This window comes from Cupriavidus sp. Met-2, from assembly GCF_049843575.1.
Classification (GTDB): domain Bacteria; phylum Pseudomonadota; class Gammaproteobacteria; order Burkholderiales; family Burkholderiaceae; genus Cupriavidus; species Cupriavidus metallidurans.
In genome coordinates this window covers 41,464-67,242 of record NZ_JBBHZL010000004.1, presented here as the reverse complement: position 1 = coordinate 67,242, position 25,779 = coordinate 41,464, and the positions used below count along the sequence as shown (strand labels likewise).

Below are 25,779 nucleotides of genomic sequence, written 5' to 3'. Positions count from 1 at the left end.
ATGGGCCTGCTTTCGCTGTTCTCGTCCCGTAAGGGCACTGACCCGGCACCCGAACGCGGTCGCCGCACGCGCGCGGAATCGAGCGCTGGCATCGGCGCGTCGCGTCGGACGGCGGACGAATACGCTGACGATACCCTTGACCCCGATTTTCCCCAGAAGCAACGCGCGCGGCGTCGTCTGATCGGTGCCGTGGTGCTGCTCGCGGCCGCGATCATCGTGTTGCCGATCATGTTCGAGCACAAGCCGCGTCCGGTTTCGGAGGATGTGGCCGTCAGCGTGGCCAACGGGCAGGGCGCCACGCAAAAGCCGAAGGTCGAGGCACGCAAGGCCGAGCCGCTGCCACCATCCGCCAATGCCAATCGCAACGATGCGGCGCTAGACGCGGGCGAGGAGATCGTCACCGCACCCGCTTCGGATAAGTCCGACAAATCCGACAAGCCGAAGGCTGACGCGAAGCCTGACACCAAGGTTGCCGATAGCAAGCCGGCGGACAAGCCTGCCGCTGCCGGCACGAAGTACCTGATTATGATTGGCGCGTTCTCGTCGGAAGAACGCGCGAAGAACTGGCTGGCCAAGCTCAAGGAGAGCAAGGTGCCGGCCTATGTGGAAAAGAAGACGCTGGCCGATGGCGAGCGGAACCTGCTGCGGGCGGGTCCGTTCACCAGTCGCGACGCCGCCGAGGCGGCGGAGAAGAAGGTCAAGGCGATCGGACTCACTTCGAAGATCGTGGAGCAGTAAGAGGCGCTTTCAACATGAAGCGAAGCGGTGCTGGCTAGCCGCGCGGACGCAGACAGTACAAGTGGACTGGCCAAGGCCGCGCAACGACGCCAGCGTCATTTTGATAGCGCCTCTAAGCCGATGCGTCGGCGAGTGGGCACGTGGTGTGCCGCGACGTATCGCAATCCGGCAGTCTGCCCCCATCTGACAGGAACGCATCGGACCGCCCAGGACGCATGGCTTTTACTTTTTTCGATTACGCGGTGGCCTTCATCGTGGTGGCCTCGGGCCTGGTTGGCATACTGCGTGGCCTGGTGCGCGAAGTGCTCGCGCTGGTGGGCTGGGTCGTGGCTTTCGTGCTGGCATACCATTTCGGCGGCATGGCCGCACAATGGATGCCGGAGTCGCTGCCTGGCGGCGAACTGACGCGCAGCGCGCTGGGCTTTCTCGCCGTATTCTTTGGTACGTGGATCGTCGCCGCGTTGGCGGGGGCGATTCTGGGCCAGTTACTGGAATCCACCGGGCTGAAGCCGGCGGATCGCGGCCTGGGGCTGTTGTTCGGGCTGGCGCGTGGCGCGCTGATCGTGATGCTGGTCGTCGTGCTGGCGGGCCTCACCAGGCTGCCAGAAGAGCCATTCTGGCGTGACGCGGTGTCGCGCCCCTATGTGATGCAGGCCATGGACGAGCTGCGGCACTGGCTGCCGCCGGACCTGGCCAAATATGTGAAGACGTGAGCGCCTGCGGGCGTTGCTCGACAGAGCGCACCCGCGGCGACAGTGAAAACGCAGATCCCGTTCTCCCTTGACGGGATTGCGCCCCTGAATCATTTGCCTTTCCTGGGAGTTCGGCATGTGCGGTATCGTCGGTGCGGTTTCCACCAGCCCTGTCAATCAACTCATCTATGACAGCCTGCTGCTGTTGCAACACCGCGGACAGGATGCAGCCGGCATCGCCACGGCCAATGGCAGCACCTTTCACATGCACAAGGCCAACGGCATGGTGCGTGACGTGTTCCGCACGCGCAACATGCGCAGCCTGCCGGGCACGTCGGGCATCGGCCAGGTGCGCTACCCGACCGCCGGTTCCGCGTCGAGCGAAGAAGAAGCACAGCCGTTCTATGTGAACGCGCCGTACGGGGTCATCCTCGCCCACAACGGCAACCTGACCAACTCGGAACAGTTGCGCGAGGAAATGTTCCGTCGCGATCGCCGCCACATCAACACGCATTCGGACTCCGAAGTGCTGCTGAACGTGCTGGCCGACGAACTGCAACGCGCCAGCAGCGGCAACGAACTGGACCCGGAGACAATCTTCAAGGCCGTCGCGGGCATGCATCGCCGCGTCAAGGGTGCCTATGCGATCACCGCGCAGATCGCCGGCTACGGCCTGCTGGCCGTACGCGATCCGTTCGGCATCCGCCCGCTGTGTATTGGCAGCGTCGACACCCCGACCGGCAAGGAATACCTCATCGCCTCGGAATCCGTGGCCCTGGAAGGCATCGGCTACCAGATGGAGCGCGATGTGGCGCCGGGCGAGGCGATTTTCATCGACCTGGACGGCTCGTTCCACAGCAAGCAGTGCGCGGATAATCCGGTGCTGACGCCATGCATCTTCGAGTATGTCTATCTGGCCCGTCCGGATTCGTGCATTGACGGCGTGCCGGTCTACGATGCCCGCCTGCGCATGGGCGACTACCTGGCCGAAAAGATCCGCCGCGAAGTGCCGGCTGGCGATATTGACGTGGTCATGCCGATTCCCGATTCGAGCCGCCCGGCCGCCATGCAGGTGGCCAATGCGCTCGGCGTGCAGTACCGCGAGGGCTTCTTCAAGAACCGCTACGTGGGCCGTACGTTCATCATGCCGGGCCAGGCAGTGCGCAAGAAGTCGGTGCGCCAGAAGCTCAATGCGATGGGTGTCGAGTTCAAGGGCAAGAACGTGCTGATCGTCGACGATTCGATCGTCCGTGGTACCACGTCGCTCGAGATCGTGCAGATGGCGCGTGACGCAGGTGCGAAGAAGGTGATCTTCGCGTCGGCAGCGCCGCCGGTGAAGTTCCCGAACGTCTACGGTATCGACATGCCCACGCGTGCCGAACTGGTGGCCTATGGTCGCACGGACGAAGAAGTGGCGCGCATGATCGGCGCCGACCAGCTCGTCTACCAGGACGTGGAAGCGATGAAGCAGGCTGTGCGCGACATCAACCCGAACCTGCGTGACTTTGATGCGTCGTGCTTCGACGGCAAGTACGTTACCGGCGATATCGACGACGCCTATCTGGAGCGCCTCGAGACCGCGCGTAGCCTGGCCGATCGTGAAGGCACCAACGGCGGTGAAACCGAACGTTCGCAGCTGCATCTGCAGCGCTCGGGCGGCAACGAATAACAAGAGACAAGAATCTTCGGAAGGCAGCAAAGCAGCATGAGCGAACCGTTCAACCCTGACGCCTACGGCATTGATACCCTCGGCGTGCGCGCCGGCACGCTGCGCACTGGCGAATTCATGGAGCACTCCGAGGCGATGTACCTGACCTCGAGCTTCTGCTTCAACAGTGCAGCCGAAGCCGCCGCACGCTTCGCCAACTCGGAAGAGGGTTACACCTACTCGCGCTTTACGAATCCGACCGTGTCGATGTTCCAGTCGCGCCTGGCCGCGCTGGAAGGCGCGGAGGCCTGCATGGCCACGGCTTCGGGCATGAGCGCGATTCTGTCGGTGGCGCTCGCCACGCTGCAGGCCGGCGATCACCTGGTCAGCTCGCGTTCGATCTTCGGCTCGACGATGACGCTGTTCAACTCGATCCTGGCCAAGTTCGGTGTGGAGACGACCTACGTCGACGGCACCGATCTGGCTGCCTGGCGTGCCGCTGTGAAGCCGAACACGAAGCTGTTCTTCCTGGAGACGCCGTCGAACCCGCTGACCGAGGTGTCCGATATCGCGGCAGTTGCCGATATTGCGCACAATGCCGGCGCGCTGTTCGTGGTCGACAACTGCTTCTGCTCACCGGCTTTGCAGCAGCCGATCAAGTTCGGTGCCGATGTGGTGGTGCATTCGGCCACCAAGCACATCGATGGCCAGGGCCGCGTGCTTGGCGGCGCGGTGGTCGGCAAGCACGATTTCATCATGGGCAAGGTGTTCCCGTTCGTGCGTACGGCGGGCCCGACGCTGTCGGCGTTCAACGCGTGGGTGATGCTCAAGGGCATGGAAACGCTGGCGATCCGCATGGAGCGTCACTCGCAGAGCGCGTTGGCGATTGCCGAGTTCCTCGAGTCACATCCGGCCGTGAATCGTGTGTTCCACCCGGCGCTGAAGTCGCATCCGCAGTACGAGATCGCCCAACGCCAGCAGAGCGGGGGCGGCGCGATCGTGTCGTTCGAGTTGAAGGGCGATAGCCCCGAAGCCATGCGTGCTGCTGCGTGGCGCGTGATCGACAGCACGAAGCTGTGCTCGATCACCGGCAATCTCGGCGACACGCGCACGACGATCACCCATCCGTACACCACCACCCACGGTCGCGTGGCGCCTGAAGCCAAGGCCGCCGCCGGCATCAGCGAAGGGCTGATCCGACTGGCCGTTGGCCTGGAGTCCGTGGAGGATCTCAAGGCCGATCTGCTGCGCGGCCTGGGCCAGTAAGCGGTTGGTTTTTCTCCCCTTGCCCATGACTGGGCGAGGGGGGCTTCACCGCAGCATCCTCTTCCTCAGCAGCACCAGCGCCACCGTCAGCGCCACGACTGCATACGCCGCGAGCACACCGACGTGCAGCGCGACATTCTCCACCGGCCGCCCCAACATCAACGGGCGAATCAATGCCACCGCGTGCGCCAGCGGTAACACCTGCGTGGCGGCCTGCGCGCCTTCCGGCAACTGTTCGAGCGGAAAGAACACGCCCGATAGCAGCAGCATCGGCGTCATGACCAGCGTCTGGTAGAACATGAAGAAGTCGTAGCTCGGTGCCAGCGCGGTCACGATCATTGCCAGACTGGCGAACGTCACACCCGCCAGCACGATGACCGGTAGCGCCCCGAGCGCGCTCGGAAACTGCGCATAGCCCAGAAGACCGGCCACCAGCATGATCGCCACCCCGGACAGCACGGCCTTGCTGGCTGCCCATAGCACCTCGCCCAGCACCACGTCGCCCAGCGTCAGCGGAGCGTGCATGATCGCTTCCCAAGTGCGCTGCACATGCATGCGCGAGAATGCCGAATACATCGACTCGAAGCTAGCGGACATCATCACGCTCGACGCCGTCGTGCCTGCCGCGAGAAACGCGATATACGACACGCCATGCACATTGCCGACCAGCAACCCAAGCCCGAGACCCAGGCCGAACAGGTAGATCATCGGATCCGCCAGGTTGCCGATCAATGACGGCACGGCCAGCTTCTTCCAGACCATGTAGTTGCGGTACCAGACCATCATCCAGTTGCGCGCGTTGCGTGGCAGCAGCGGCTGAGGGTAGCGCTGGTGGGTTTGCACGACGGGCGGCGCGCCGGCGACGATCGCGTCAGTGCTTCGTGGTGGATCCAGTTCGCTCATTTCAATCCCTCATCTCGCGGCCGGTCAACTTGAGGAACACGTCCTCGAGGTTGGCGGGCCGATGCAGGTAGCGCACGCCGCCCTTGCCATGCAGGGCGGCCAGCAGCGGAGCCGGCTCTCGCACGTAGAAGAACAGCGTTTCGCCGCGCATTTCGGTGCGTTCAGCCAGCGGCGTCAGCGTGTCGCGCAGCGGTTCGAGCTCATCGCCGTAGACTTCCACCACATCGCAGCCGATCTCGCTGTCGATCAGTTCATGTGGCTTGCCTTCAGCGATCTTGCGACCCGCGTCGATGACGCACAGGTGGTTGCAGAGCCGTTCGGCTTCCTCCATGAAGTGGGTGGTCAGCAGAATCGTCTTGCCGGCCGAGAGCAGTGATTTGAGTCGCTCCCAGATCAGGTGTCGGGCCTGCGGGTCGAGGCCCGTGGTCGGCTCGTCCATGATCAGCAGGTCAGGGTCGTTGATCAGCGCTCGCGCCACGGTCAGGCGCCGCCGCATGCCGCCAGAGAGATCGCGTACCTGCGCGTCTGCACGACTTTCCAGTCGCGCGAACTCGAGCAGCTTCGGCACTCGCTCCGCGATCTGGGCGGAGGATAGGCCAAAGTAGCGCCCGAAGATGCGCAGATTTTCGATGACGGAGAAGTCGGGATCGAGATTGTCGAATTGCGGCACTACGCCCACGCGCATCCGCGCCTGTGGGGCGCGTTGCGGAATCGGTTCACCGCAAAGCATCAGCGTGCCGGATGCTGGCGTAGTCAGGCCCAGCAACATCCGCAGTGTGGTGGTCTTGCCGGCGCCATTCGGGCCGAGCAGGCCGAAGCACTGGCCGGGCTGGACTTCCAGGTCCAGGTTGTCGACCACGACGTGGTCGCCATAGAGTTTGCGCACATTGCGCATCTGGAGGATTGCGGTCAAGGCGAGGTCCCGAGGATGCGATATCTGCCATTATGCAGGGCATCGCTCGGCGCATTGTTGCGCGAATCACGGCGAGACAATTCCATTTGCCGGAGTGTAGGTTGGCTAACGCGCGACGTTCGGCTTACTCTTAATATTTCCGAAGCCGGACTTCAAAGGAGCCGTGATGACTTTCGAACACTGGATTACGTTCGTGTTGACCAGCGTGATCCTGCTGATCATTCCAGGGCCGACGATCCTCCTTGTGATCGGCGATGCGCTCGCGCACCGCGGCCGCAGCGCCTATGCCACGGTGGCTGGTGTGGCTTGTGGCGACCTGACGGCCTTCACGCTGTCGATGGCCGGCCTGGGAGCGGTGCTGGCGGCCTCTGCCACGCTTTTCACGGCCCTCAAGTGGGTTGGGGCGGCCTATCTGGTCTATCTCGGTGTGCAGGCGCTGCGTACCGCGAATCAGGCCCGGGAACTCGAGGTGGCGCCGCAGTCCGGCAGCGGTGCCCAGCGCTTTGCCAAGGCATGGTTGGTCACGGCGCTGAACCCGAAGAGCATCGTGTTCTTCGTGGCCTTTGTGCCGCAGTTCATGGATGCGAAGTTGGCATTCTGGTCGCAGGCCGTGGTGCTGATCCCGACCTTCGTTGTGCTGGCGAGTGCCAATGCCACGGTTTATGCGCTGCTGGCGCGTTCGCTGGCGACTCGGCTGACCACGCGACGGGCGCAGGCCAATATGCAGCGTGCCGGCGGCATTACGCTGATTGGGGCGGGCGCGCTGATCGCCACGCGTTCCTAGGCGGTGCCGCAGGGACGAAAAAAAACCGCCAGCTTGCTGGCGGTTTTTTTTGGCAATGCGCGAATCAGTAGAGCTTCTTCGGCAGCATTTGCATACGCAGACGCTTGCGCAGACGGGCCTCGGCAGCCTTCTTCTTGCGCTTGCGCTCGGTCGTCGGCTTTTCGTAGGCGGTGCGGCTCTTCAGTTCCACGATCAGGCCAGTCTGCAGAATGGCGCGACGGAAACGACGCATTGCAACTTCAACGGGCTCGCCCGGTTTCAGAACGATCTTAGTCAATTCAGTCCTTCGGAAATTACCGCCTGGGGCGGTGGGTTCATAGGGGGAAACGTGTCATGTCAGGCTCCGGAGCCTTTCGCGACGGTGGTATTGCACACAGCGGCGAATGCCGTGGTGCGCCCCTAGAACCTGCTGTGGACCGAAATCCGTACTGCCTGTGTCAGGGGTGATGGGCCAAATTTTCCTAGCTAGGTAAAAACTTGGCGGTCTACCTGTTTCCGTGAATATTGCGCAAGAAATACGCCGGTAAGCTTTTACAGGTATACCGGGGGTGAGTCAAGTAAACTTGGGTAATCTGAGATCATACACCAGGAAATGTGCGCGAGGACCGCCAAACGAGGGATTGGCGTTACTGCAACAGGCTGCACCATGCCGAGATCAGTAGTACAAGCGCCATGAGGCGGTCAAAGCGCTTCATCATGGCGGGCGATCGGATGAAGCGGGTGGCACCCGCGCCGAGGGCCGCCCATACGCCCATGCAGGGCAGCGAGACGACAAAGAAGGTGAGTGACAGCAGGATCACCTGATGCGACTGGTCTGATCTGTGGCCCGCGAAAACACTTACCACGGCCAGCGCCATCATCCAGGTCTTCGGATTCACGAGCTGCAAGGCGGCCGCGCCTGCGAGGCCGAGTGACCGTTTGTCTTTGCTATCGACCTCGACACTTGCCGCCGGGCTGCTCCAGATCTGCCACGCCAGCCAGGAGAGCCAGAGCACGCCGCTCCAGGCCATCACGCGTTGGACCTGCGGATGGTCAGTCAAGGCATCGCCAATGCCGATGCCGACGGCCAGTACCAGCAAGGCTGCGCCGCCACAGCCGCCTATGATGATTGGCAGCGTTGCCACGATTCCGCGGCGGGCGCTGTGGCTCAGTACGATGACGTTGGTCGGGCCGGGCGTGATCGACGCAACGATCGCGAAAAGCAGGAAAGGAAGGAAAGGGAGCGTGTCGAGCATGTGGCCATTGTTGCGGCCGATGTCTCACGCGTCTGGAAGATTTGAGCAGCGCTTGCGGTAGTGCGCGGGTGTCAGGCCATAGGCGCGCCGGAACCAGCGTCCCAGATGGCTCTGGTCGGCAAAGCCGAGCGCGACGGCGACATCGGCTGGCGTTGCGCCTCGGGCCAGGAGGTGTCGTGCGCGCGCCAGACGCATCTGCACCAGATAGGCATGCGGCGCGATGCCGAATGCCGCTTTGAATGCGCGTGTCAGTCGATAGCGATCCACGCCGCTGATCGCAGCCAGGTCATCGAGCCCGATATCGTGATCAAGGTGGTCGTGGAGATAGTCGCGCGCCCGCTGTGCCACCAGGGGCAAGCGCGGGTCGAATGCGTGATGCGCGCGCCAATGCAGATGCGCTGTCAGTTGGGCGAGCAGCGCATCGAGTGCCGACTGACGGACGATGCGCAATTCGGGCTGCTGCAGGACCGTATAGGCGCTACCGATGGCCGAGATCAGCGCAGGGTCTTCTCTCAGGGTCTGAGCAAAGCCGGGTTGGCAGTGCGCTGGGGCGTCCTCGAATACGGCGCGTAGCTCGCGCTCCATCCACTGTGCGTCGAGATAGAGCATCGAGTAGGTGAAGCCTTCCGGCGCCACCGCGTAGCCATCATGGATCTCGCCAGGCTCCAGCGTGAACACCTTGCCGGGGGTGCTGCGCTGGACTTCGCGGCGACAGTGGAACTGCTGAATGCCCTGCTCGGTGTATCCGACCAGGTAGCTGTCATGCCAGTGAGGATCGTAGGCGTGGCCAGTGAAATGGGCGCGAATCGTCTCGATGCCAGTGCTGGCATCCTGCCTGAGATCGATCCAGCTTTGGGGGCTCACAGCGATTTTTGCGTTTCGGTTCCTTGAGCGGGCATCTTATACAGTCTGATGCGAAGGCTCTGGAACGTTTGTGCAGGGGAGGGGTGTCGGACGCGCAAAAAGAAAAAGGCCGATGCTTTCGCATCGGCCTTCCTCTTCTATCGGTTGGCTCCCCGACCTGGGCTCGAACCAGGGACCTACGGATTAACAGTCCGGCGCTCTACCGACTGAGCTATCGGGGAACAGCTGAGAAAGAAATTATAACCAGCTTCTCTTCGTTTCGTCAACAACTTTTTAACGTTTTGTTTTCGCTAGAAGTTGTTGCCAGAACTCTGGTTCGCCTCGAAACCGGCTTGCAGTGGGCGTTTCCACCTTTTGCAGCGTTGCCGTGTTTAGCAGCGAGGCCGCATTATAGCCAGCTTTTCGATTTATGCAAACAAAAAAACCGCCCGGAGGCGGCTTTTTTGTTTCGGTTCCGATCTCAGTCGAAAACCGGCGTCTCCACGCCAAGCACCTTGTGCAGCTTCGGCGAGGTCGTCGTGTACTGCATGTGGATCTTCTTGTCCGGGAAGATGTACGGCGCGGCGCCGAAAGCAGCCAGCGCGGCTTCGTGGAAGCCCGACAGGATCAGCTTCTTCTTGCCCGGGTAGGTGTTGATGTCGCCAACCGCGAAGATGCCCGGGATGTTCGTCTCGAACTTCTCGGTGTCCACCTTGATCTGCTTGCGCTCGAGGTCCAGGCCCCATTCGGCGATCGGGCCGAGCTTCGGCGAAAGGCCGAAGAACACGAGGATGTCGTCGACGGGCATACGGCGGGTCACGCCGTCGGCGCCGGTCACCTTGATCTCGGTGAGCACGCCATCCTTCTCTTCATAGCCGCCGATCTGGCCGACCATGAATTGCATTTCCATCTGTTCGCACAGCTCGCGCATCTTGGCCACCGATGCCGGTGCGGCACGGAAACCATCGCGGCGGTGGATCATCACCACCGACTCGGCCTTGCCCACCAGATCCAGCGTCCAGTCCAGCGCCGAATCACCACCGCCGACGACGACCAGATTGCGGCCGTGGAAGCGGCTCGGATCCTTGACGCGGTAGAACAGCTGCTTTCCTTCGAACTTGTCGATGCCTTCCACCTTCAGCGTGCGCGGCTGGAACGAGCCAACGCCGGCGGCGATGAAGATGGTCTTGGTGATGAAGCGGGTTCCAAGCGATGTTTCGACGAAGAAGCGGCCGTCTTCGCGGCGCTCCACGACGCTCACTTCCTGGCCCAGATGGAACGTCGGCGAGAACGGCTCGATCTGCTTCAGCAGGTTGTCGGTCAGTTCCTGGCCCGTGCAGATGGGCACGGCCGGGATATCGTAGATCGGCTTGTCCGGATACAGCTCGACGCACTGGCCGCCCACTACCTTGAGCGAGTCGATGATGTGTGCCTTGATTTCGAGCAGCCCCAGTTCAAAGACCTGGAACAGGCCGACCGGGCCAGCGCCCACGATCAGCGCGTCAATTTCCAGCGGCTGACCGCCAGGGTTCCCGCCGGCCTGATGGGTCGCGTCGGCCACGGGGTTAGGAATGCTCAAGTCCATATTCGTCCTGATACGTTGTGGGCACACATGTGCCCGGCATTGCTAGAAAGCGCGGGGGACGGCTCTCTGTATTTTTTAGCGCTGCAGGTATTGCAGCTTGTCGGTGGCGTCCTTCCATTCCTCGGCTTCGGCCAGCGGGGCCTTGGTCTTGGTGATGGACGGCCAGATCCGGGAGAGTTCGGCATTCAGTTCGATGAACTGTTGCTGATCGCCCGGCACGTCTTCCTCGGCGTAGATCGCGTTGACCGGGCACTCGGCCACGCACACGGCGCAGTCGATGCATTCGTCCGGGTCGATGGACAGGAAGTTCGGGCCTTCGCGGAAACAATCGACCGGACACACATCAACGCAGTCGGTATAGCGGCAACGGATGCAGGATTCGGTGACAACGTGAGTCATTTCGGTTCCAGAAAAACGGATCGGTCTTCAAATGGGGGAGGTCCAAGGCCGCATTCTTGCCCGGCGTTCCCGCCAGTCACCCGACATGCGTCAAGCGCAGCGCAAGTCAATCGGGATAACTTGGGGCGAACGGGGGCCGTGGACTTTCAAAGACCGATATTGTAGCCGAGCCTTCCCGCAAGAATAGCGAGTCTATATAGCTGGGTAAGATAGTTTTCTTATTTCTTTATGTGTTTTGTTGGCAATTCGATTCGAAAGTCGGCCTGCCAGGCGGCTTTCGTGGCGTTCAGGGCATCGGAACCGGTGGCGAACCGCTAATATTCTCCCTACGACGCCTGTGGCTACCCAGGGTAAAAGTGCCGCCACGGGCCCTTGCGGGACATTCAGACCACGCAGCATCCGACCGGGGATCCATGCCATGCCGGCACGCCATCTGTTCCGATTCGCAGTTTGCCTGACCACAGCGATGCTTGCGCCGCTGCCGTTGGCCGCCCAGTCGTTGGCGCCGGCGGACGGATCCGCGGCCATGGCCGATAGCGTGGTCTCCCGGCTGGTGGCCTGGCGGGCGCGGACAGATCAGCCGGTCACGCTTTCATCGCTGACGGCGTTCGAATGGGATAGCTTCAGCGTGGTCCGCGCGGCCGCCGGCGACCCGATGGCCAATTGCAGCCGCGAAGGTCTTGTGCCATGCGGCCCGGACCTGCACCCGCCGCCCGGCTCGATGATCCAGGTGCTGCGCTTCGACCGGGCCGGCCGTTCGGTCTACCAGGAGCGCATCATGGTCGCATCGGCCAATTTCGCCGATCCTTTGCCGACTGCGGTGCCACGTGCGCAGGCCACGCTGGTCACCTGCCCGAACGAGCAGGGGGTGCCGCTCTGGTGTGTGCAGACGCCCCGCAAGTCGGAACAGAAGCCGCCACAAGGACTGCGCTCGCTCGATGGCGGCTGACGACGCCAGGCCACGCCAGCGCGCCTCCGCGATACTTTCGGTTAGCATGATGGCCTGACTTCCGGTATGCCCCCGTCTGGCCTCGTTATGATCATCCGTTCCCTGCTCGACACTGACCTGTACAAATTCACGATGATGCAGGTGGTGCTGCATCACTTCCCGCAGGCCCAGGTGGAGTACCGCTTCAAGTGCCGCAACGCCGGGGTCGACCTGACGCCGTACGTCGACGAGATCCGGTCCCAGATCACGCAGCTTTGTCAGTTGCGATTCACCGACGATGAACTCAATTACCTGCGTGGCCTGCGCTTCATCAAAAGCGACTTTGTCGAGTTTCTGGCGCTGTTCCATCTGAACGAGAAGTACGTGCAGGTGCTGCCGTCGGCCAAGGGTAATGGCGAAATCGAGATCATCATCAAGGGTCCGTGGCTTCATACGATCCTGTTCGAGATTCCGCTGCTGGCCATCGTCAACGAGGTGTACTTCCGACGTACCCAGCCGAAGCCCGATCTGGCGGAGGGCCGTCGCCGGCTGCAGGCCAAGCTGGAGCTGCTCGCGGCGCCGCCCTATGTGGATTGCGTGATCGCGGACTACGGCACCCGCCGCCGGTTCTCGTGCGACTGGCAGGAGGAGGTCCTGCTGTCGATGCGCGACGCCATTGGCCCGCAATTGGCCGGCACCAGCAACGTCCACTTCGCGCGTCTGCACAACATGACGCCGCTTGGCACGATGGCGCACGAGTACCTGCAGGCCTGCCAGGCCCTTGGGCCGCGCCTGCGTGATTCGCAGGTCTACGCGCTGGAGCGGTGGGCACACGAGTATCGTGGTGACCTTGGCATCGCGCTTTCGGACACCTACGGCTTCGACGCATTCCTGCGGGACTTCGATCTCTATTTCTGCAAGCTGTTCGATGGCGTGCGACACGATTCGGGCGATCCGTTCGAATGGGGCGAGCGGATGATCGCGCACTACGCAGCGAACCGCGTGGATCCGCGCGGCAAGACGCTGATCTTCAGCGATGCGCTGGACATTCCCAAGGTCATCGAGCTCTATGAGCGATTCCGTGGCCGTTGCAAGCTCGCATTCGGTGTGGGCACCAACCTGACCAATGATCTTGGCTACAAGCCATTGCAGATCGTGATCAAGATGGTGCGCTGCAATGGGCAGCCCGTGGCCAAGCTGTCGGACACGCCCGAGAAGACGATGTGCGACGATCCCGGCTATCTGTCGTACCTGCGGCAGGTGTTCGCGGTTCAGGCCCCCGCTTAGGAACTTTCAACCGCGCGCATCAGGACGCTTTCTACAATCGGTCTGCCCCTTCAACTGCCACATACTCACATCGCCATGGAAACCAACGCCGCCCGTGACCGCATCTTCGCCCGCATCCGCGCTGCCCAGGGCCGGGGGCCCGCCGTGACCGAAGGTGAACGGGAGGCAGTGGCCGATTATCTGGCGCGACATCCACAAGGGCCGCAGCCTCCGGTTGACGGCGATCGTACAGCTGGGTTCGTCGCGCAGGCGCAAAAAATGGCCTCGACCGTGGATCGCGTGGCGACCCTGTCCGAAGTTCCGGCGGCCGTGGCGCGGTACGTGGATGGGCTGAAGCTCGTGCGCCGTGCCGTGGCATGGACCAGCCTGGGCAGCTTGCCGTGGGCGGAGCAGGGGATGACGGTCGAATGCCGCCCGCCGCTGCGCGATCCGCAAGGTGACCATGATCATGGCGACCTGGTCGGCATCACGGGCTGCTTCGTGGCGATTGCAGAGACTGGCTCGCTGATGCTGCTATCGGGCCCGGACACGTTTGCGTCGGCAGCGCTGCTGCCCGAGACCCATATTGCGGTGGTACCGGTGTCGCGCATCGTGGCCAATCTTGAAGAAGCCTTTGCGCAAATGCGCGCCGAGCATGGTCGACTGCCGCGCGCCACCAATATCATCAGCGGTCCGTCGCGAACCGGCGATATTGAGCAGACCATCGTGCTGGGCGCCCATGGCCCATACCGGGTGCACGTGATCCTCGTCGATCAGGGCTGATCATCGCCCCACGCGCCGCAACAGGCGCATTTTGAGACCTTTCTCCGAGGGGTTTGCTTTACACTGGCCCTCTTCACGAGAAAGGAGAAATCCACACGATGCGACGTGTCAGCACACTGCTTCCCCATTGTCTGCTTGCGCTTGTTGGACTGCTGCCGGGGTGGGGCCACGCTGCCGACCTCGACGGGGCGGCGTTAGCGCCAATCTGGGGACTGCCGTTTGCCGGCATTCTGTTGTCGATTGCGCTGTTTCCGCTGTTCGCGCCCAAGCTCTGGCATTACCACTACGGCAAGATCGCCGCGGCGTGGGGCGTGCTGTTCCTGGTGCCGTTCGCGACGGTCTTTGGCATGCATACCGCGGCGGCCAACGTCGTGCATGCGCTGCTGTCCGAGTACATCCCGTTCATCGTGCTGCTGACTGCGCTCTATGTGGTGGCGGGTGGTATCTGCGTGCGCGGCAACCTGCATGGCACACCAAAGCTGAACACCGGCATTCTCGCGCTGGGCACGTTGCTGGCCAGCATCATGGGCACCACCGGCGCGGCGATGCTACTGATCAGGCCGCTGCTTCGTGCCAACGACAATCGCAGGCATGTGGCGCATGTCGTCGTGTTTTTCATCTTCCTCGTGGCAAACGCAGGCGGTGCGCTGACGCCGCTCGGCGATCCACCGCTGTTCCTTGGTTTTCTGAAGGGCGTGGACTTCTTCTGGACCATGCGCAACATCCTGCCCGAGACGATCTTCATGTGGGTGCTGCTGCTGGCGCTGTTCTACGTGATCGATCGTCACTACTATCTGAATCGGGAAGAGGAACTGCCGGTCAGACAGGATCCGACGCCTGATTCGCGGGGCATCCGCATCGACGGCAAGGTGAACTTCGTGCTGCTGCTGGTCGTAATCGGCCTGGTGCTGATGAGCGGGCTGTGGAAGCCGGGCATCGTGTTCGATGTGATGGGCACGGACGTGCCGCTGCCGGCAGTATTGCGCGACGTTCTGCTGGTCGTGGTCACCGTGGCGTCGCTCATCGTCACGCCGCATGTGGCGCGCGCAGGAAACGAATTTAACTGGGAGCCGATCCTTGAGGTCGGCAAGCTGTTCGCCGGCATCTTTCTGACGATTATCCCCGTGATCGCCATGCTCAAGGCCGGTACGGATGGCGCTTTCGCCGGCGTGATCCGCGCGGTCAGCGATGGCAATGGGCAGCCTATCGACAGCATGTATTTCTGGGCCACAGGCATCCTGTCGTCGTTCCTCGACAATGCGCCGACCTACCTTGTCTTCTTCAATACCGCTGGTGGTGATCCGGCCACGCTGATGACGCGCGATGCTTCGACGCTGGCGGCGATTTCCGCTGGCGCGGTGTTCATGGGCGCCAATACCTACATCGGCAATGCGCCGAACCTGATGGTGAAGGCAATTGCTGAAAGCCGTGGCGTGCGGATGCCGAGCTTCTTCGGCTACATGGCCTGGTCCTGCACTGTGCTGCTGCCGCTGTTCCTGGTGATGACGCTCCTCTTTTTCCACGTATGACTGATATGAAGCCCTCCATTCTGGTCACCCGCGCAATCTTCCCCGACGTCATCGAACGGCTCGCGCAGTACTTTGACGTCGATGACAACCAGGAGGATCTGGTGCTCGACAGCGGCGCACTGCGAGAACGACTGGCGGGCAAGGTGGGTGTTCTGGCCAACGCTGCGGACCGGATCGATGGCGAACTGGTGGGGGCTTTGCCGCAGTTGCGTGCCGTATGCAACATGGCGGTCGGATACAACAACCTCGATCTGCCTGCGCTGACTGCGGCCGGCATCGTCGCGACCAACACGCCTGACGTGCTGACGGAAACCACCGCGGACTTCGGCTGGGCTCTGCTGATGGCAACGGCGCGTCGCGTGACCGAAGGGGAGCACTATCTTCGGGCTGGCAAATGGGAGCGCTGGAGCTACGACATGCTGGTCGGCATGGACGTCCAAGGCAGCACGCTGGGTATCCTCGGCATGGGGCGTATCGGCCAGGGGCTGGCGCGACGCGCGGCAGGCTTCGACATGCAGGTGCTTTATCACAACCGGAGCCAGTTGCCGGACGATGTCGAGCGTTCGCTCAATGCGCGATACGTGAGCAAGGCGGAACTGTTGCAGCAGTCCGACCACCTCATCCTGGTGCTGCCGTATAGCGTCGAAAGCCATCACGCCATTGGCGCAGCTGAAATCGCGCAGATGAAGCCGACTGCGACGCTGATCAATCTCGCGCGCGGTGGCATCGTCGACGACGCCGCGCTTGCGGCGGCACTGCGCGCACGCAAGATCTTTGCAGCGGGGCTTGATGTGTTCGAGGGCGAGCCGAGCGTGCATCCGGATCTGTTGACCGTGCCGAACGTCGTGCTGACGCCCCATATTGCCAGCGCTTCCGAGAAGACGCGCCGCGCCATGGCCAACCTGGCCGCGGACAATCTGATCGCCGCGCTGGACGTGGGTCCGCAGGCCGGGAAGCCGCCAACTGTCGTCAATCCTGAAGTGATGGCGCGTCGTCGCTGATTGCTGGGCTGCCCGAGACATGTCACTGGTTTCCATCCTGACCCTCGCGACCGCCGTGGTGGCGGTACTGCTGCTACTGGTGCTGGTATGGCGCACGCAGCGCAGATCCGCTGGCGCGGACCTGCAACCGCTGCTCGGCGAGTTGCGTGACGACGTGCGCGAGGATACCGCGCGTGGCCTGGAGCGGCTCGAACGCGAAGTGCGCACGGAAATCGCCGAAAGCGCGCGCGCCAATCGCGGTGAAGCCGGACAGCAGATGCTGCGATTCCAGCAGACGCTGTCGACGCATCTGACGAGCATCGCGACGGTACAGCAACAGCAGCTTGCGCAGTTGTCGGAAGCCAATGAGCGGCGGCTGGTGGAGGTGCGCGCGACGCTCGAACAGAAGCTGCGCGACATCGAGGCCAACAATGCAGCCAAGCTTGAGGAAATGCGTCGCACCGTGGACGAGAAGCTCCACGCCACGCTGGAGCAGCGGCTCGGTGAATCGTTCAAGCTGGTGTCCGATCGTCTGGAGCAAGTCCATCGTGGACTCGGCGAGATGCAGGTGCTGGCGCAGGGCGTAGGCGACCTCAAGCGCGTGCTGACCAATGTGAAGTCGCGCGGCACATGGGGCGAGGTTCAGCTCGAAATGCTGCTTGAGCAAATACTCACGCCTGACCAGTACGCCAAGAATGTCGAAACGGTCCGCAGTTCTGGCGCACGCGTCGAGTTTGCCATCCGTCTGCCTGGGCGAGAGTTGGAGAGCGGGGCGGTCTGGCTGCCGATCGACGCCAAGTTCCCGAAGGAGCAATACGAGCGCCTGATCGACGCCCAGGACCGGGGTGATGTGGACGGGGTGAACAGTGCGAGCCGTGAGCTCGAGGTCGCAGTGCGGCGCGAAGCCCAGACGATCTCGGAGAAGTATCTGTCGCCTCCCGCAACGACGGACTTTGCGATTCTGTTCCTGCCTACCGAAGGGTTATATGCCGAGGTGCTGCGGCGCCCAGGACTAACTGACCTGCTGCAGCGAGACTATCGAGTGACTGTGGCTGGCCCAACGACGCTGACCGCGTTGCTCAACAGTTTGCAGATGGGTTTCCGCACGCTCGCATTGGAGAAACGATCGAGCGAAGTCTGGGAGGTGCTCGGCGCCGTGAAAACCGAGTTCGGCAAATTCGGCGAAGTCCTCGCCAAGACGCGTGACACGCTGGTACGTGCGGCTCGGAACATCGAACAGGCCGAAGTCCGTACCCGGCAAATGGAACGCAAGCTGCGTACCGTCGAGGCGTTACCTGGAGATTTGGCGGAACAGCTACTGGGAACGGCCGAGAAGCCCTCAGTGGATACAGATGCTGCGGAGCAGGGGCAGGCGGAAGGCCTTTAGTCTCTCAGATTCGGAAGCGTTCTCGGAGCGTCCACAAGGCTGTAGATCAGCCGCCGGAGGAAGGCGGCGAAAGTTACAACATTTGCCTACGGCACGTCCAGCTTGTGGCGCTGCGCGGAACCGGCGCAGCGCCTGAGTGACAGTCGAAACGGCTTACTGACGATCTTCGGGCGTCAATTCGCGCACGTGAACTTCGATGCCGCCGAAGCGGGCAGCCACCCAGTTGTATGCCTTGCAACCGAGCCAGAGCAGTCCGAATCCGATCAACGCGTTGAGGATCAGGGCCGTGAAGACGGTGATGCCGGGCAGGTCGCCGTAGCGAATGAAGGCGACGAACAGGCCCATGGCGACGATCGGTACGGAAAAGCACAGGTAGACCAGCACCAGCGCACGAGCGGTTTTGACAGGGTGGAGGTACGCGATCTCCTGGTTCATGACGACAGACACAATATTCGGGGATTCGGATTTTCGTGCTGCAAGTGTAGCGATTGGGGCTTGCGACGCCTAGTCTGCCCCTCTTGTGGGTGGGCAATTCGTATGGCGGGGCGCGGCTTTTGCCGCCGAATGCGGCACAAAAACGACACCCTCGCAGGACGTTGCCGTACCGCTGCGCTTAGATCAATCCGTCGAAAAGCATGATTTCGACGCTTTCCCCCGCTTCCACGGTGCCTTGTTCATGCGCGAGCACGATAAAGCAGTTGGCTTCGCTCATGGACCGCAACACCCCTGAGCCCTGCTGGCCTGTGACGCGGACTTCCAGCGCGCCATCGCCACCGGGGGCGAGAATGCCTCGCTGGTATTCGGTACGGCCCGGTTTCTTGCGAATGGTTCCGGCGCTGCGCACGCGCATCAGCGGGAGTGGGGCGACCTTGGCACCCATCAATCGATGCAACGCTGCCCGCACGAAATGGTAGAACGTGACCATCACGGCCACCGGATTGCCTGGCAGGCCGAACAACAGTGCTTCGCGGCCATTCGACGTGATGCGTCCAAATGCCATCGGGCGGCCGGGGCGCATTGCGATCTTCCAGAAGGTGACGTCGCCCAGTTGCGCCATGATCTGTTTGGTGTAGTCCGCTTCTCCGACGGAAACGCCACCTGACGTGATGATCGCGTCGGCATTCTCGCAAGCGCTGCGGAACGCGGATTCCAGTGCTTCCGGGTCGTCCCGGACCACGCCCATGTCGATCAGGTCGACATTGAGACGGCGCAGCATACCGTGCAGCGTGTAGCGGTTCGAGTCGTAAACGCAGCCCGGGTCCAGTACCTCGCCGATCGAGCGGAGCTCGTCGCCGGTGGAGAAGAAGGCCACGCGCAGGCGACGGCGCACTTTGACTTCGGCCACACCAAGCGAGGCCAGCAGGCCGATATCCGCTGGCTGAAGGATGCGGCCCGCAGCAAGCGCGGCCTGCCCGCTGGCCAGATCCTCGCCACGCAGCCGGCGGTTGTCGCCGGCGCGCACGGCATCAGCCGCGAAACGGATCTGGTTGCCACCGGCCTGGATCTCAACAAATTCCTGAGGCACCACCGTATCGCAACCGTCGGGCATGACCGCGCCGGTCATGATCCGCACGGCTTGCCCCGGGCCTGCCGGGCTACCAAGCGCATTGCCGGCGTAGGCCGTACCGATGACCTGAAGCACCACGTCGCTCCCGGCGTCGGCCAGCGCCGCGCTGCTGAACGCGTAGCCGTCCATCGCGGAGTTGTCATGCGCCGGCACGTCGATCGACGAGATCACATCCTCGGCTAGCACGCGATCGAGTGCGGTGCGGATCGCCAGTTGTTCGATGCCGCCAACAGGCTCGATCACATCGCCAATGATGGCGTTGGCCTTCGCCACGGGCAGGGCGGAGGGGTCGTAGTCTGACAGGCAGGAGATGACGGATTGGAGCGAAGGCATGGCGTAGTCTGGTGGCGCGCGTGTCAGTCTGAACAGAAACAGTGGACGGCGCGCGTGTACTCGGAAGGCGAGGTCTTGAGCGTAGGCTGGAAGTCTAACCCGCGCGCTTTTCGCTTTCGTGCATGTGCAGTTCGTCGAGCGTGTTGATATTGGCGAAGGCCGCGGCATCGTCGAACGGCACTTCCACCAGCCGATGGCTGGCCGCCCAGGTCTCGATCTTGCGGCCGCCACCGTTCAGATAGGCGACCAGGCTGTCGATGGCCGATGCCGGCATCAGGCAGAACACGGGCTGGGTCTGGCGCCGGCCGTCGGCGTCGATCGTGACCGGAATCGCCAGTTCGGCGTCCTCGGTCTCGATGGCCTGGGCCAGCCGTTGCACCAGATCCGTGGGCAGGAATGGCGAATCGCAAGGCGCCGTCACCATCCAGCCGGTCTGGCATTGCTCGAGCCCTGCCAGCATGCCGGCCAGGGGACCTGCGAAGTCGGGCACGGAGTCGGTGACGACCGGCACGCCGAACGATTCATAGGCGGCAAGGTTGCGATTGGCGTTGATCAGCATCGCGCCGGTCTGCGCGGAAAGGCGCATCAGCGTGTGCATGGCCATCGGCACGCCGCGAAGCGGTTGCAGGCCCTTGTCCGTGCCGCCCATGCGGCTGCCTCGGCCGCCGGCCAGGATCAGGCCGGTTATGTCGTCGCGTGAAATCATGGATCTTGAGGATTGGGGCGCGGCGCCCGGAAGGGCATCACCCGCCGATATAGGACATCTCGATCTTGCGCTCGGCGCGTGCCGCGCGAATTGCCGGATCGCTGCGCTGTTCGGAATAGTTGTCGGTGCGGCCTTGCCAGACCTGGGCGATTGCGTTGGCGATCTCCAGGTCGCTGTGCCCACCGCGCAGCAGGGCGCGCAGGTCGTAGCCCTCGGTGGCGAACAGGCACAGATAGAGCCGACCTTCGGTCGACAGCCGGATGCGGCTGCAGTCTCCGCAGAAGGCCTGCGTGACGCTCGAAATCACGCCGATCTCGCCGCCGCCATCCCGGTAGCGCCAACGCTCTGCGGTCTCGCCCGAGTAATTGGCGGCCACGGCTTCCAGCGGAAACACTTCGTCGATCCGGCGCACGACTTCGGCCGATGGCAGAACTTCGCCCATCTGCCAGTGGTTGCTGGCGCCCACGTCCATGAACTCGATGAAGCGCATGATGATGCCGCTTCTGCGGAAGTGGCGCGCCAACGGCACAATTTCGCCGTCGTTGGTGCCACGCTTGACCACCATGTTGACCTTGATCGGCGCCAGCCCGACGGTTTGCGCCACTTCGATGCCGTGGAGCACGTCGCGCACGGCATAGTCGACGTCGTTCATCTTGCGGAAGATCGCGTCGTCAATGGCATCAAGGCTCACGCTGATGCGGGACAGTCCGGCGTCGCGCAATGACTGCGCCTTGCGTGCGAGCAGCGATGCGTTGGTAGTCAACGTCAGGTCCAGCGGCTTGCCCGATACGGTTTCGATGCGCGCGAGCATTTCCACGAGTCGCTCGATGTTCTTGCGCAGTAGCGGCTCGCCGCCGGTCAGACGAATCTTCTCCACACCCTGCGAGACGAAAATGCGCGCGGTGCGCTCGATCTCTTCGAAGCTCAGCAACTCGGAGTGGGGCAGGAACGTGTAGTCCTTGTCGAACACTTCCTTCGGCATGCAGTACACGCAGCGGAAGTTGCAGCGGTCAGTGACCGAGATACGCAGGTCATGCAGCGGCCGGCCGCGCGTATCGGCAACGAGTCCGTTCGGCGCAACCAGGTGCGAAGGAATGCTCGGCACCATCGAACGGTATCGATGGTCGCGCAGGTCGAGAATGGGGATGACGGTATCGGTCATGGCCAGGGTGAGGACGGAGGCTCTTCGGCGCGCGGGCGCCAGGGAGGCCTTTCTGTCAGCCATTCTAGCCGAGCGGCATCGGGCATCGTGGATGACATTATTGCCATAGGGTCACAGTTTGCCCGAGGCAGCTGCAATACAGCTTGCGGCATTGCAGCAAGTCAATCAATCCGCAAACAAAAAAAGGGGACGGCTTCTGGCCGTCCCCTTTCCCCTTGCCGGCGCGCGGTCAGCGCGCGAGGCAATTACTGCTGTTGCTGCTGTTGCTGTGCAGCGGCTTGCTGTACGCCACCGGTCTCGACCAGAACCATCGGGCCTTCCGGCAGCGGCGGTAGCGGCTTGCGCTCACGCGGCACGCGCGGTGCCGGCACGATCTGCGAAGCGGCTTCCTGTGCGGCGCGGTGCTTGTCGCCGTCCGTACGGACCCACTCCAGGCCAGCCGCAGCCAGCATCGGCTCCAGGTTCTCGGCGCTTGGCGCGGCGGTCACCTGCGTTGCGGCCGATACGACTGCCACGGTTTCCACCACGGCTGCAACCGGGGCTGCAACCGGGGCTGCAACCGGGGCCGGCGCGACGTCCGGCGTGGCGATGACAGGTTCCGAAATCACCGGAGCAGCTGCCACGGGAGCGGCTACCACCGGCGCAGTCTCGACCGGAGCGGGCGTCACTACCGGCGCCGCTTGCGGCTCGGCCACGGCTGCGAAGACGGGCTCGGATGCCACCGGGGCTACCGGAGCGACCGGTGCGACCGGTGCTGCTGGGGCCACTTCCGCCGGCGTCACCGCCACGGCCGTTTCGACAGCCTTGACGCTTTCATCGGCCTCGGCAACAGCGGGCTGGAAGCCAGTCGACTCAGATTCCGATTCCGTCACGCCTGCGCTGACTTCGGCCAGATTGGCTTCGTCGCCGTCAATACCTTCGGCATTTTGCGCAGTGTCATCACGGTCGCGGCGATAGCGGTTGCGGCCGCGACGATTGCGGCGACGGCGTTCTTCGCCTTCACCGGTCTCGGCACCTTCCACGCCAGCCGGCAGTTCTGTGGTGCCTGCTTCCGTGGTCACGGCGACCATTGCGGCGGCTGCGGCGACTGGCGCTACCTGGGCGGCGCCGACGGCCAACTGCGGCGCTTCGGTGCTCAGTGCCTCATCGGTCTCGCGGGCCTCATTGCGCTCGCGTTGACGCTCGCGCTGACGCTCGCGGCGTTCCTGGCTGCGCTCGCGGCGGCCTTCCTGGCGTGCCTCGGCACGTTCCGGCTGGGCGATTGCCGGGGTGGCCTGGCCTTCGCGAGGCGCGCGTGCAGGGCGTTCGCCACGTTGCTCACGCGGCTCACGCTGCTCACGTTGTTCGCCGCGTTGCTGCTCGCTGCGTTCACCACGCTGGCCACGACCCTGACGGTCACCGCGCTGTTCGCCACGCTCGCCGCGCTGGCCACGGCCCTCGCGACCTTCACGACCTTCGCGTCCCTCACGGCCTTCACCACGGCCTTCGCCGCGTTGACCGCGCTCGCGGCGGCCTTCACCACCGCGCGACGGGGTTTCGGCTGCCGGCTTTGCCGGTGCCTCGGGCGGCGTGGCCGGCTTGGCGCCGAACAGGCCCTTGAGCCAGGCAATGAAACCGCCGCTGGCCACCGGCTGGGTTGCCGGTGCGGGGCGCGCCGCAGGCGCCTCCGGGCGCACGCGCTCAGGGCGCGGCACCGAAACCGGAGCCGGCGCGTCGGGCGTGATGCCCTTGACGGCCGCTTCCTGACGCGGACGCGTTTCTTCCTTCTTGCGGCTGCTGTAGCTCGTGTCGGCCTCGAGTTCCTTGGCGGCAGCCTCGGCCATGCGGTAGCTGGCGGTCGATTCTTCCAGGCGCGGATCGTCGTGGCGCAGGCGCTCGAGCTTGTAATGCGGCGTTTCGAGGTGCTTGTTCGGGATCAGCAGCACGTTGACCTTGAAGCGCAACTCGATCAGGTTGATTTCCTGACGCTTTTCGTTCAGCAGGAAAGCGGCCACTTCCACCGGCACCTGGCAGTGGATGGCGGCCGTGTTTTCCTTCATCGCCTCTTCCTGGATGATGCGCAGCACCTGCAGGGCGGACGATTCGGTATCGCGGATGTGGCCCGTGCCGTTGCAGCGCGGGCAGGTGATATGCGAGCCTTCGGACAGGGACGGACGCAGGCGCTGGCGCGACAACTCCATCAGGCCGAAACGGCTGATCTTGCCCATCTGCACGCGGGCGCGGTCGTGGCGCAGCGCATCCTTCAAGCGCGTTTCCACGTCCTTCTGGGCCTTGCCGGACTCCATGTCGATGAAGTCGATCACGATCAGGCCGCCAAGGTCGCGCAGGCGCAGCTGGCGGGCGATTTCGTCGGCCGCTTCCAGGTTGGTGCGCAGCGCGGTTTCCTCGATGTCCGCACCCTTGGTGGCGCGGGCCGAGTTCACGTCGACGGAAACGAGGGCTTCGGTGTGGTCGATCACGATGGCACCACCCGACGGCAGCATCACCATGCGGGAGTAGGCCGATTCGATCTGGTGCTCGATCTGGAAGCGCGAGAAGAGCGGCACGTCGTCGCGGTACTTCTTCACGCGACTCATGTTGTCTGGCATGACCACGCTCATGAAGGCGCGGGCCTGCTCATAAATCTCGTCGGTATCGATCAGGATTTCGCCGATATCGGGCTGGAAGTAGTCGCGGATCGCGCGGATCACGAGGCTGGATTCCAGATAGATCAGCAGCGGGGCCTTGTTGTCGCCGGCGGCGCCGTCGATGGCCTTCCACAGCTGCAACAGGTAGTTCAGGTCCCACTGCAGTTCTTCGGCGGCACGGCCGATACCGGCGGTGCGCGCGATGATGCTCATGCCTTCCGGCACCTGGAGTTGCGCCATCGTCTCGCGCAGTTCCTGGCGGTCTTCGCCCTCGATGCGGCGCGAAACGCCACCACCGCGCGGGTTGTTCGGCATCAGCACCAGGTAGCGGCCGGCTAGCGAGATGAACGTGGTCAGGGCTGCGCCCTTGTTGCCGCGCTCTTCCTTCTCAACCTGGACGATCAGTTCCTGGCCTTCGTGCAGGGCGTCCTGGATGCGCGCGTTGCGCACGTCCACGCCGTCCTTGAAGAAGGCGCGCGCCACTTCCTTGAACGGCAGGAAGCCATGGCGCTCTTCGCCGTAGTTGACGAAGCACGCTTCCAGCGAGGGTTCGATCCGGGTGATGACACCCTTGTAGATGTTGCCTTTGCGCTGTTCGCGCCCGGCAGTTTCGATGTCGATGTCGATCAGTTTCTGACCATCGACGATGGCGACGCGCAGTTCTTCCTGTTGCGTCGCGTTAAACAGCATGCGTTTCATCGCAATACCTCACTCCAGTGCTGCGGGTGCCAAATGTCATGAATCGGCCATGCCCGCAACGGTCCAGGGAGCACGCGAGGAAAGTGAGCGAGGGTGGGAGAATTGCCAAAGACGCCAGCGCGCGCAAAAACGCGGCCGGCTGGGCGCGGGTGAAAGGAGAAGCTGTCGGCGAATTGGCCGTCCCTGTGGACGGGCAGTCAGTTGGGTCGGGAGAGCAATGCAATATTGCTCCTGATACAGCGACCTCTGGCGGATACCGGCTGGCCGGGGGCGGGGGGACGTGTACGCCGTGCCGGCGGCACAGGCTTTCGTTTCCCCTCGCAGCCGGGCCGGGGTGGCCAAGACGCGTCAAAGAGCAAGTTATCCGGACGCGGCGTGCGCATGCCGATACCAATCCGACCTGTGTGCTGGCGGGCGCGCCACTGCTTCTTGGCGTTCTACGTCAGGGCGCCAGACGATCCGGGTGTTATGAACCACGCCGGATCGCGGCCGATTTGCAGGTCGGTTGGCAGGCTGGCCTGCCGGGCCGGCACCGATTCCCGGTGCGGGCGGTCTTCTCTCACCGATGTGGATGCCCGATGGCGGGCATCCACATTGAATTCTTTTCTACCTGAACACTCAGTTTCCACGTGTCGACCGGTTCGATGCCGAAGTTACCTCTGGGCAACTTCCTGCGTGCCGGCGCGGCGCGTGCGTGCTGCTGATTGCCACCATTCGCCTGTCCGGCGCTTGCGGGGTACGCAATAAGCGGGGGACGGGCCGGGTCGATGGCAACCCGAAGTGTAAAATGCGAAATCTTGCGCGGA

At 63.2% G+C, this 25,779-nt stretch carries 23 protein-coding genes and 1 tRNA gene; 11 read left to right on the top strand and 13 right to left on the bottom strand.

Annotated elements, in window-relative coordinates; translation table 11 throughout:
• The 4 genes from WD006_RS10845 (at position 1) to WD006_RS10830 (ending at position 4,344) form a co-directional block, all read left to right on the top strand.
• Complete coding sequence (locus tag WD006_RS10845; protein WP_011517052.1) at positions 1 to 738, top strand: SPOR domain-containing protein; 738 nt, start codon at positions 1 to 3, stop codon at positions 736 to 738.
• A 215-nt stretch (positions 739 to 953) separates the two neighbouring features.
• Positions 954 to 1,451: a CvpA family protein gene (locus tag WD006_RS10840; protein ID WP_011517051.1), complete on the top strand. Its 498-nt coding sequence runs from the start codon at positions 954 to 956 to the stop codon at positions 1,449 to 1,451.
• Between the two features lie 115 nt (positions 1,452 to 1,566).
• The gene (gene purF / locus WD006_RS10835) at positions 1,567 to 3,099 is read left to right on the top strand and encodes an amidophosphoribosyltransferase (RefSeq protein ID WP_008648427.1); all 1,533 of its coding nucleotides are present in this window, start codon (positions 1,567 to 1,569) and stop codon (positions 3,097 to 3,099) included.
• Positions 3,100 to 3,135: 36 nt separating this feature from the next.
• Positions 3,136 to 4,344: an O-succinylhomoserine sulfhydrylase gene (locus WD006_RS10830; protein WP_011517050.1), complete on the top strand. Its 1,209-nt coding sequence runs from the start codon at positions 3,136 to 3,138 to the stop codon at positions 4,342 to 4,344.
• A gap of 45 nt (positions 4,345 to 4,389) precedes the next feature.
• On the opposite strand, the gene WD006_RS10825 is transcribed toward WD006_RS10830, so the two are convergent.
• Positions 4,390 to 5,247: an ABC transporter permease gene (locus WD006_RS10825; RefSeq protein ID WP_024569914.1), complete on the bottom strand. Its 858-nt coding sequence runs from the start codon at positions 5,245 to 5,247 to the stop codon at positions 4,390 to 4,392.
• A 1-nt stretch (position 5,248) separates the two neighbouring features.
• Positions 5,249 to 6,142, bottom strand: a complete 894-nt coding sequence (nodI, locus tag WD006_RS10820) for a nodulation factor ABC transporter ATP-binding protein NodI (RefSeq protein ID WP_017514830.1) — start codon at positions 6,140 to 6,142, stop codon at positions 5,249 to 5,251.
• Positions 6,143 to 6,326: 184 nt separating this feature from the next.
• On the opposite strand from nodI, the gene WD006_RS10815 reads away from it, so the two are divergent.
• Entirely contained in the window at positions 6,327 to 6,944 is a 618-nt protein-coding gene (locus WD006_RS10815) for a LysE family translocator (RefSeq protein ID WP_011517047.1), read from the top strand.
• A 64-nt stretch (positions 6,945 to 7,008) separates the two neighbouring features.
• On the opposite strand, the gene rpsU is transcribed toward WD006_RS10815, so the two are convergent.
• From rpsU to fdxA, 6 genes are all read right to left on the bottom strand, one after another.
• Positions 7,009 to 7,221 (bottom strand): 30S ribosomal protein S21, encoded by a 213-nt coding sequence (rpsU, locus tag WD006_RS10810; RefSeq protein WP_008648415.1) that lies wholly within the window; start codon positions 7,219 to 7,221, stop codon positions 7,009 to 7,011.
• Between the two features lie 349 nt (positions 7,222 to 7,570).
• Positions 7,571 to 8,179, bottom strand: a complete 609-nt coding sequence (locus WD006_RS10805) for a LysE family translocator (RefSeq protein ID WP_029307389.1) — start codon at positions 8,177 to 8,179, stop codon at positions 7,571 to 7,573.
• A gap of 24 nt (positions 8,180 to 8,203) precedes the next feature.
• Entirely contained in the window at positions 8,204 to 9,043 is an 840-nt protein-coding gene (locus WD006_RS10800) for an AraC family transcriptional regulator (RefSeq protein WP_011517045.1), read from the bottom strand.
• A 145-nt stretch (positions 9,044 to 9,188) separates the two neighbouring features.
• Positions 9,189 to 9,264: transfer RNA gene (locus WD006_RS10795), tRNA-Asn, on the bottom strand.
• Positions 9,265 to 9,503: 239 nt separating this feature from the next.
• Positions 9,504 to 10,607, bottom strand: coding sequence for an NAD(P)/FAD-dependent oxidoreductase (locus tag WD006_RS10790; protein ID WP_008648409.1), 1,104 nt, complete (start codon positions 10,605 to 10,607; stop codon positions 9,504 to 9,506).
• Between the two features lie 75 nt (positions 10,608 to 10,682).
• The gene (fdxA, locus tag WD006_RS10785) at positions 10,683 to 11,006 is read right to left on the bottom strand and encodes a ferredoxin FdxA (RefSeq protein WP_008648407.1); all 324 of its coding nucleotides are present in this window, start codon (positions 11,004 to 11,006) and stop codon (positions 10,683 to 10,685) included.
• 418 nt (positions 11,007 to 11,424) lie between these two features.
• Between fdxA and WD006_RS10780 the strand changes: the two genes are divergently transcribed.
• The 6 genes from WD006_RS10780 to WD006_RS10755 all read left to right on the top strand — a co-directional run bounded on the left by WD006_RS10780 (position 11,425) and on the right by WD006_RS10755 (position 17,879).
• Positions 11,425 to 11,955 (top strand): hypothetical protein, encoded by a 531-nt coding sequence (locus tag WD006_RS10780; RefSeq protein ID WP_011517043.1) that lies wholly within the window; start codon positions 11,425 to 11,427, stop codon positions 11,953 to 11,955.
• A gap of 87 nt (positions 11,956 to 12,042) precedes the next feature.
• Positions 12,043 to 13,221 carry a nicotinate phosphoribosyltransferase gene (gene pncB / locus WD006_RS10775; protein ID WP_029307390.1) on the top strand — a complete coding sequence of 393 codons (1,179 nt, stop codon included), beginning with the start codon at positions 12,043 to 12,045 and terminating at the stop codon, positions 13,219 to 13,221.
• A 75-nt stretch (positions 13,222 to 13,296) separates the two neighbouring features.
• Positions 13,297 to 13,983: a LutC/YkgG family protein gene (locus WD006_RS10770; RefSeq protein WP_011517041.1), complete on the top strand. Its 687-nt coding sequence runs from the start codon at positions 13,297 to 13,299 to the stop codon at positions 13,981 to 13,983.
• A gap of 98 nt (positions 13,984 to 14,081) precedes the next feature.
• Positions 14,082 to 15,512: a sodium:proton antiporter gene (locus tag WD006_RS10765; protein ID WP_011517040.1), complete on the top strand. Its 1,431-nt coding sequence runs from the start codon at positions 14,082 to 14,084 to the stop codon at positions 15,510 to 15,512.
• A gap of 5 nt (positions 15,513 to 15,517) precedes the next feature.
• A complete protein-coding gene (locus tag WD006_RS10760) occupies positions 15,518 to 16,513 on the top strand; it encodes a 2-hydroxyacid dehydrogenase (RefSeq protein ID WP_029307391.1) in 996 nt (331 codons plus the stop codon).
• 19 nt (positions 16,514 to 16,532) lie between these two features.
• On the top strand, positions 16,533 to 17,879 hold the full coding sequence (locus WD006_RS10755) for a DNA recombination protein RmuC (protein ID WP_029307392.1): 1,347 nt from the start codon (positions 16,533 to 16,535) through the stop codon (positions 17,877 to 17,879).
• 153 nt (positions 17,880 to 18,032) lie between these two features.
• Here WD006_RS10755 and WD006_RS10750 read toward each other — a convergent pair whose 3' ends face one another.
• From WD006_RS10750 to WD006_RS10730, 5 genes are all read right to left on the bottom strand, one after another.
• Positions 18,033 to 18,314: a hypothetical protein gene (locus WD006_RS10750; protein WP_008648396.1), complete on the bottom strand. Its 282-nt coding sequence runs from the start codon at positions 18,312 to 18,314 to the stop codon at positions 18,033 to 18,035.
• 178 nt (positions 18,315 to 18,492) lie between these two features.
• Positions 18,493 to 19,779, bottom strand: coding sequence for a molybdopterin molybdotransferase MoeA (gene glp, locus WD006_RS10745; RefSeq protein WP_029307393.1), 1,287 nt, complete (start codon positions 19,777 to 19,779; stop codon positions 18,493 to 18,495).
• Between the two features lie 94 nt (positions 19,780 to 19,873).
• On the bottom strand, positions 19,874 to 20,485 hold the full coding sequence (gene mobA / locus WD006_RS10740) for a molybdenum cofactor guanylyltransferase MobA (protein WP_008648393.1): 612 nt from the start codon (positions 20,483 to 20,485) through the stop codon (positions 19,874 to 19,876).
• 37 nt (positions 20,486 to 20,522) lie between these two features.
• The gene (gene moaA / locus WD006_RS10735; protein ID WP_029307394.1) at positions 20,523 to 21,647 is read right to left on the bottom strand and encodes a GTP 3',8-cyclase MoaA; all 1,125 of its coding nucleotides are present in this window, start codon (positions 21,645 to 21,647) and stop codon (positions 20,523 to 20,525) included.
• Positions 21,648 to 21,892: 245 nt separating this feature from the next.
• Positions 21,893 to 24,973, bottom strand: coding sequence for an Rne/Rng family ribonuclease (locus tag WD006_RS10730; protein ID WP_060784183.1), 3,081 nt, complete (start codon positions 24,971 to 24,973; stop codon positions 21,893 to 21,895).
• Between the last annotated feature and the right edge of the window lie 806 nt (positions 24,974 to 25,779).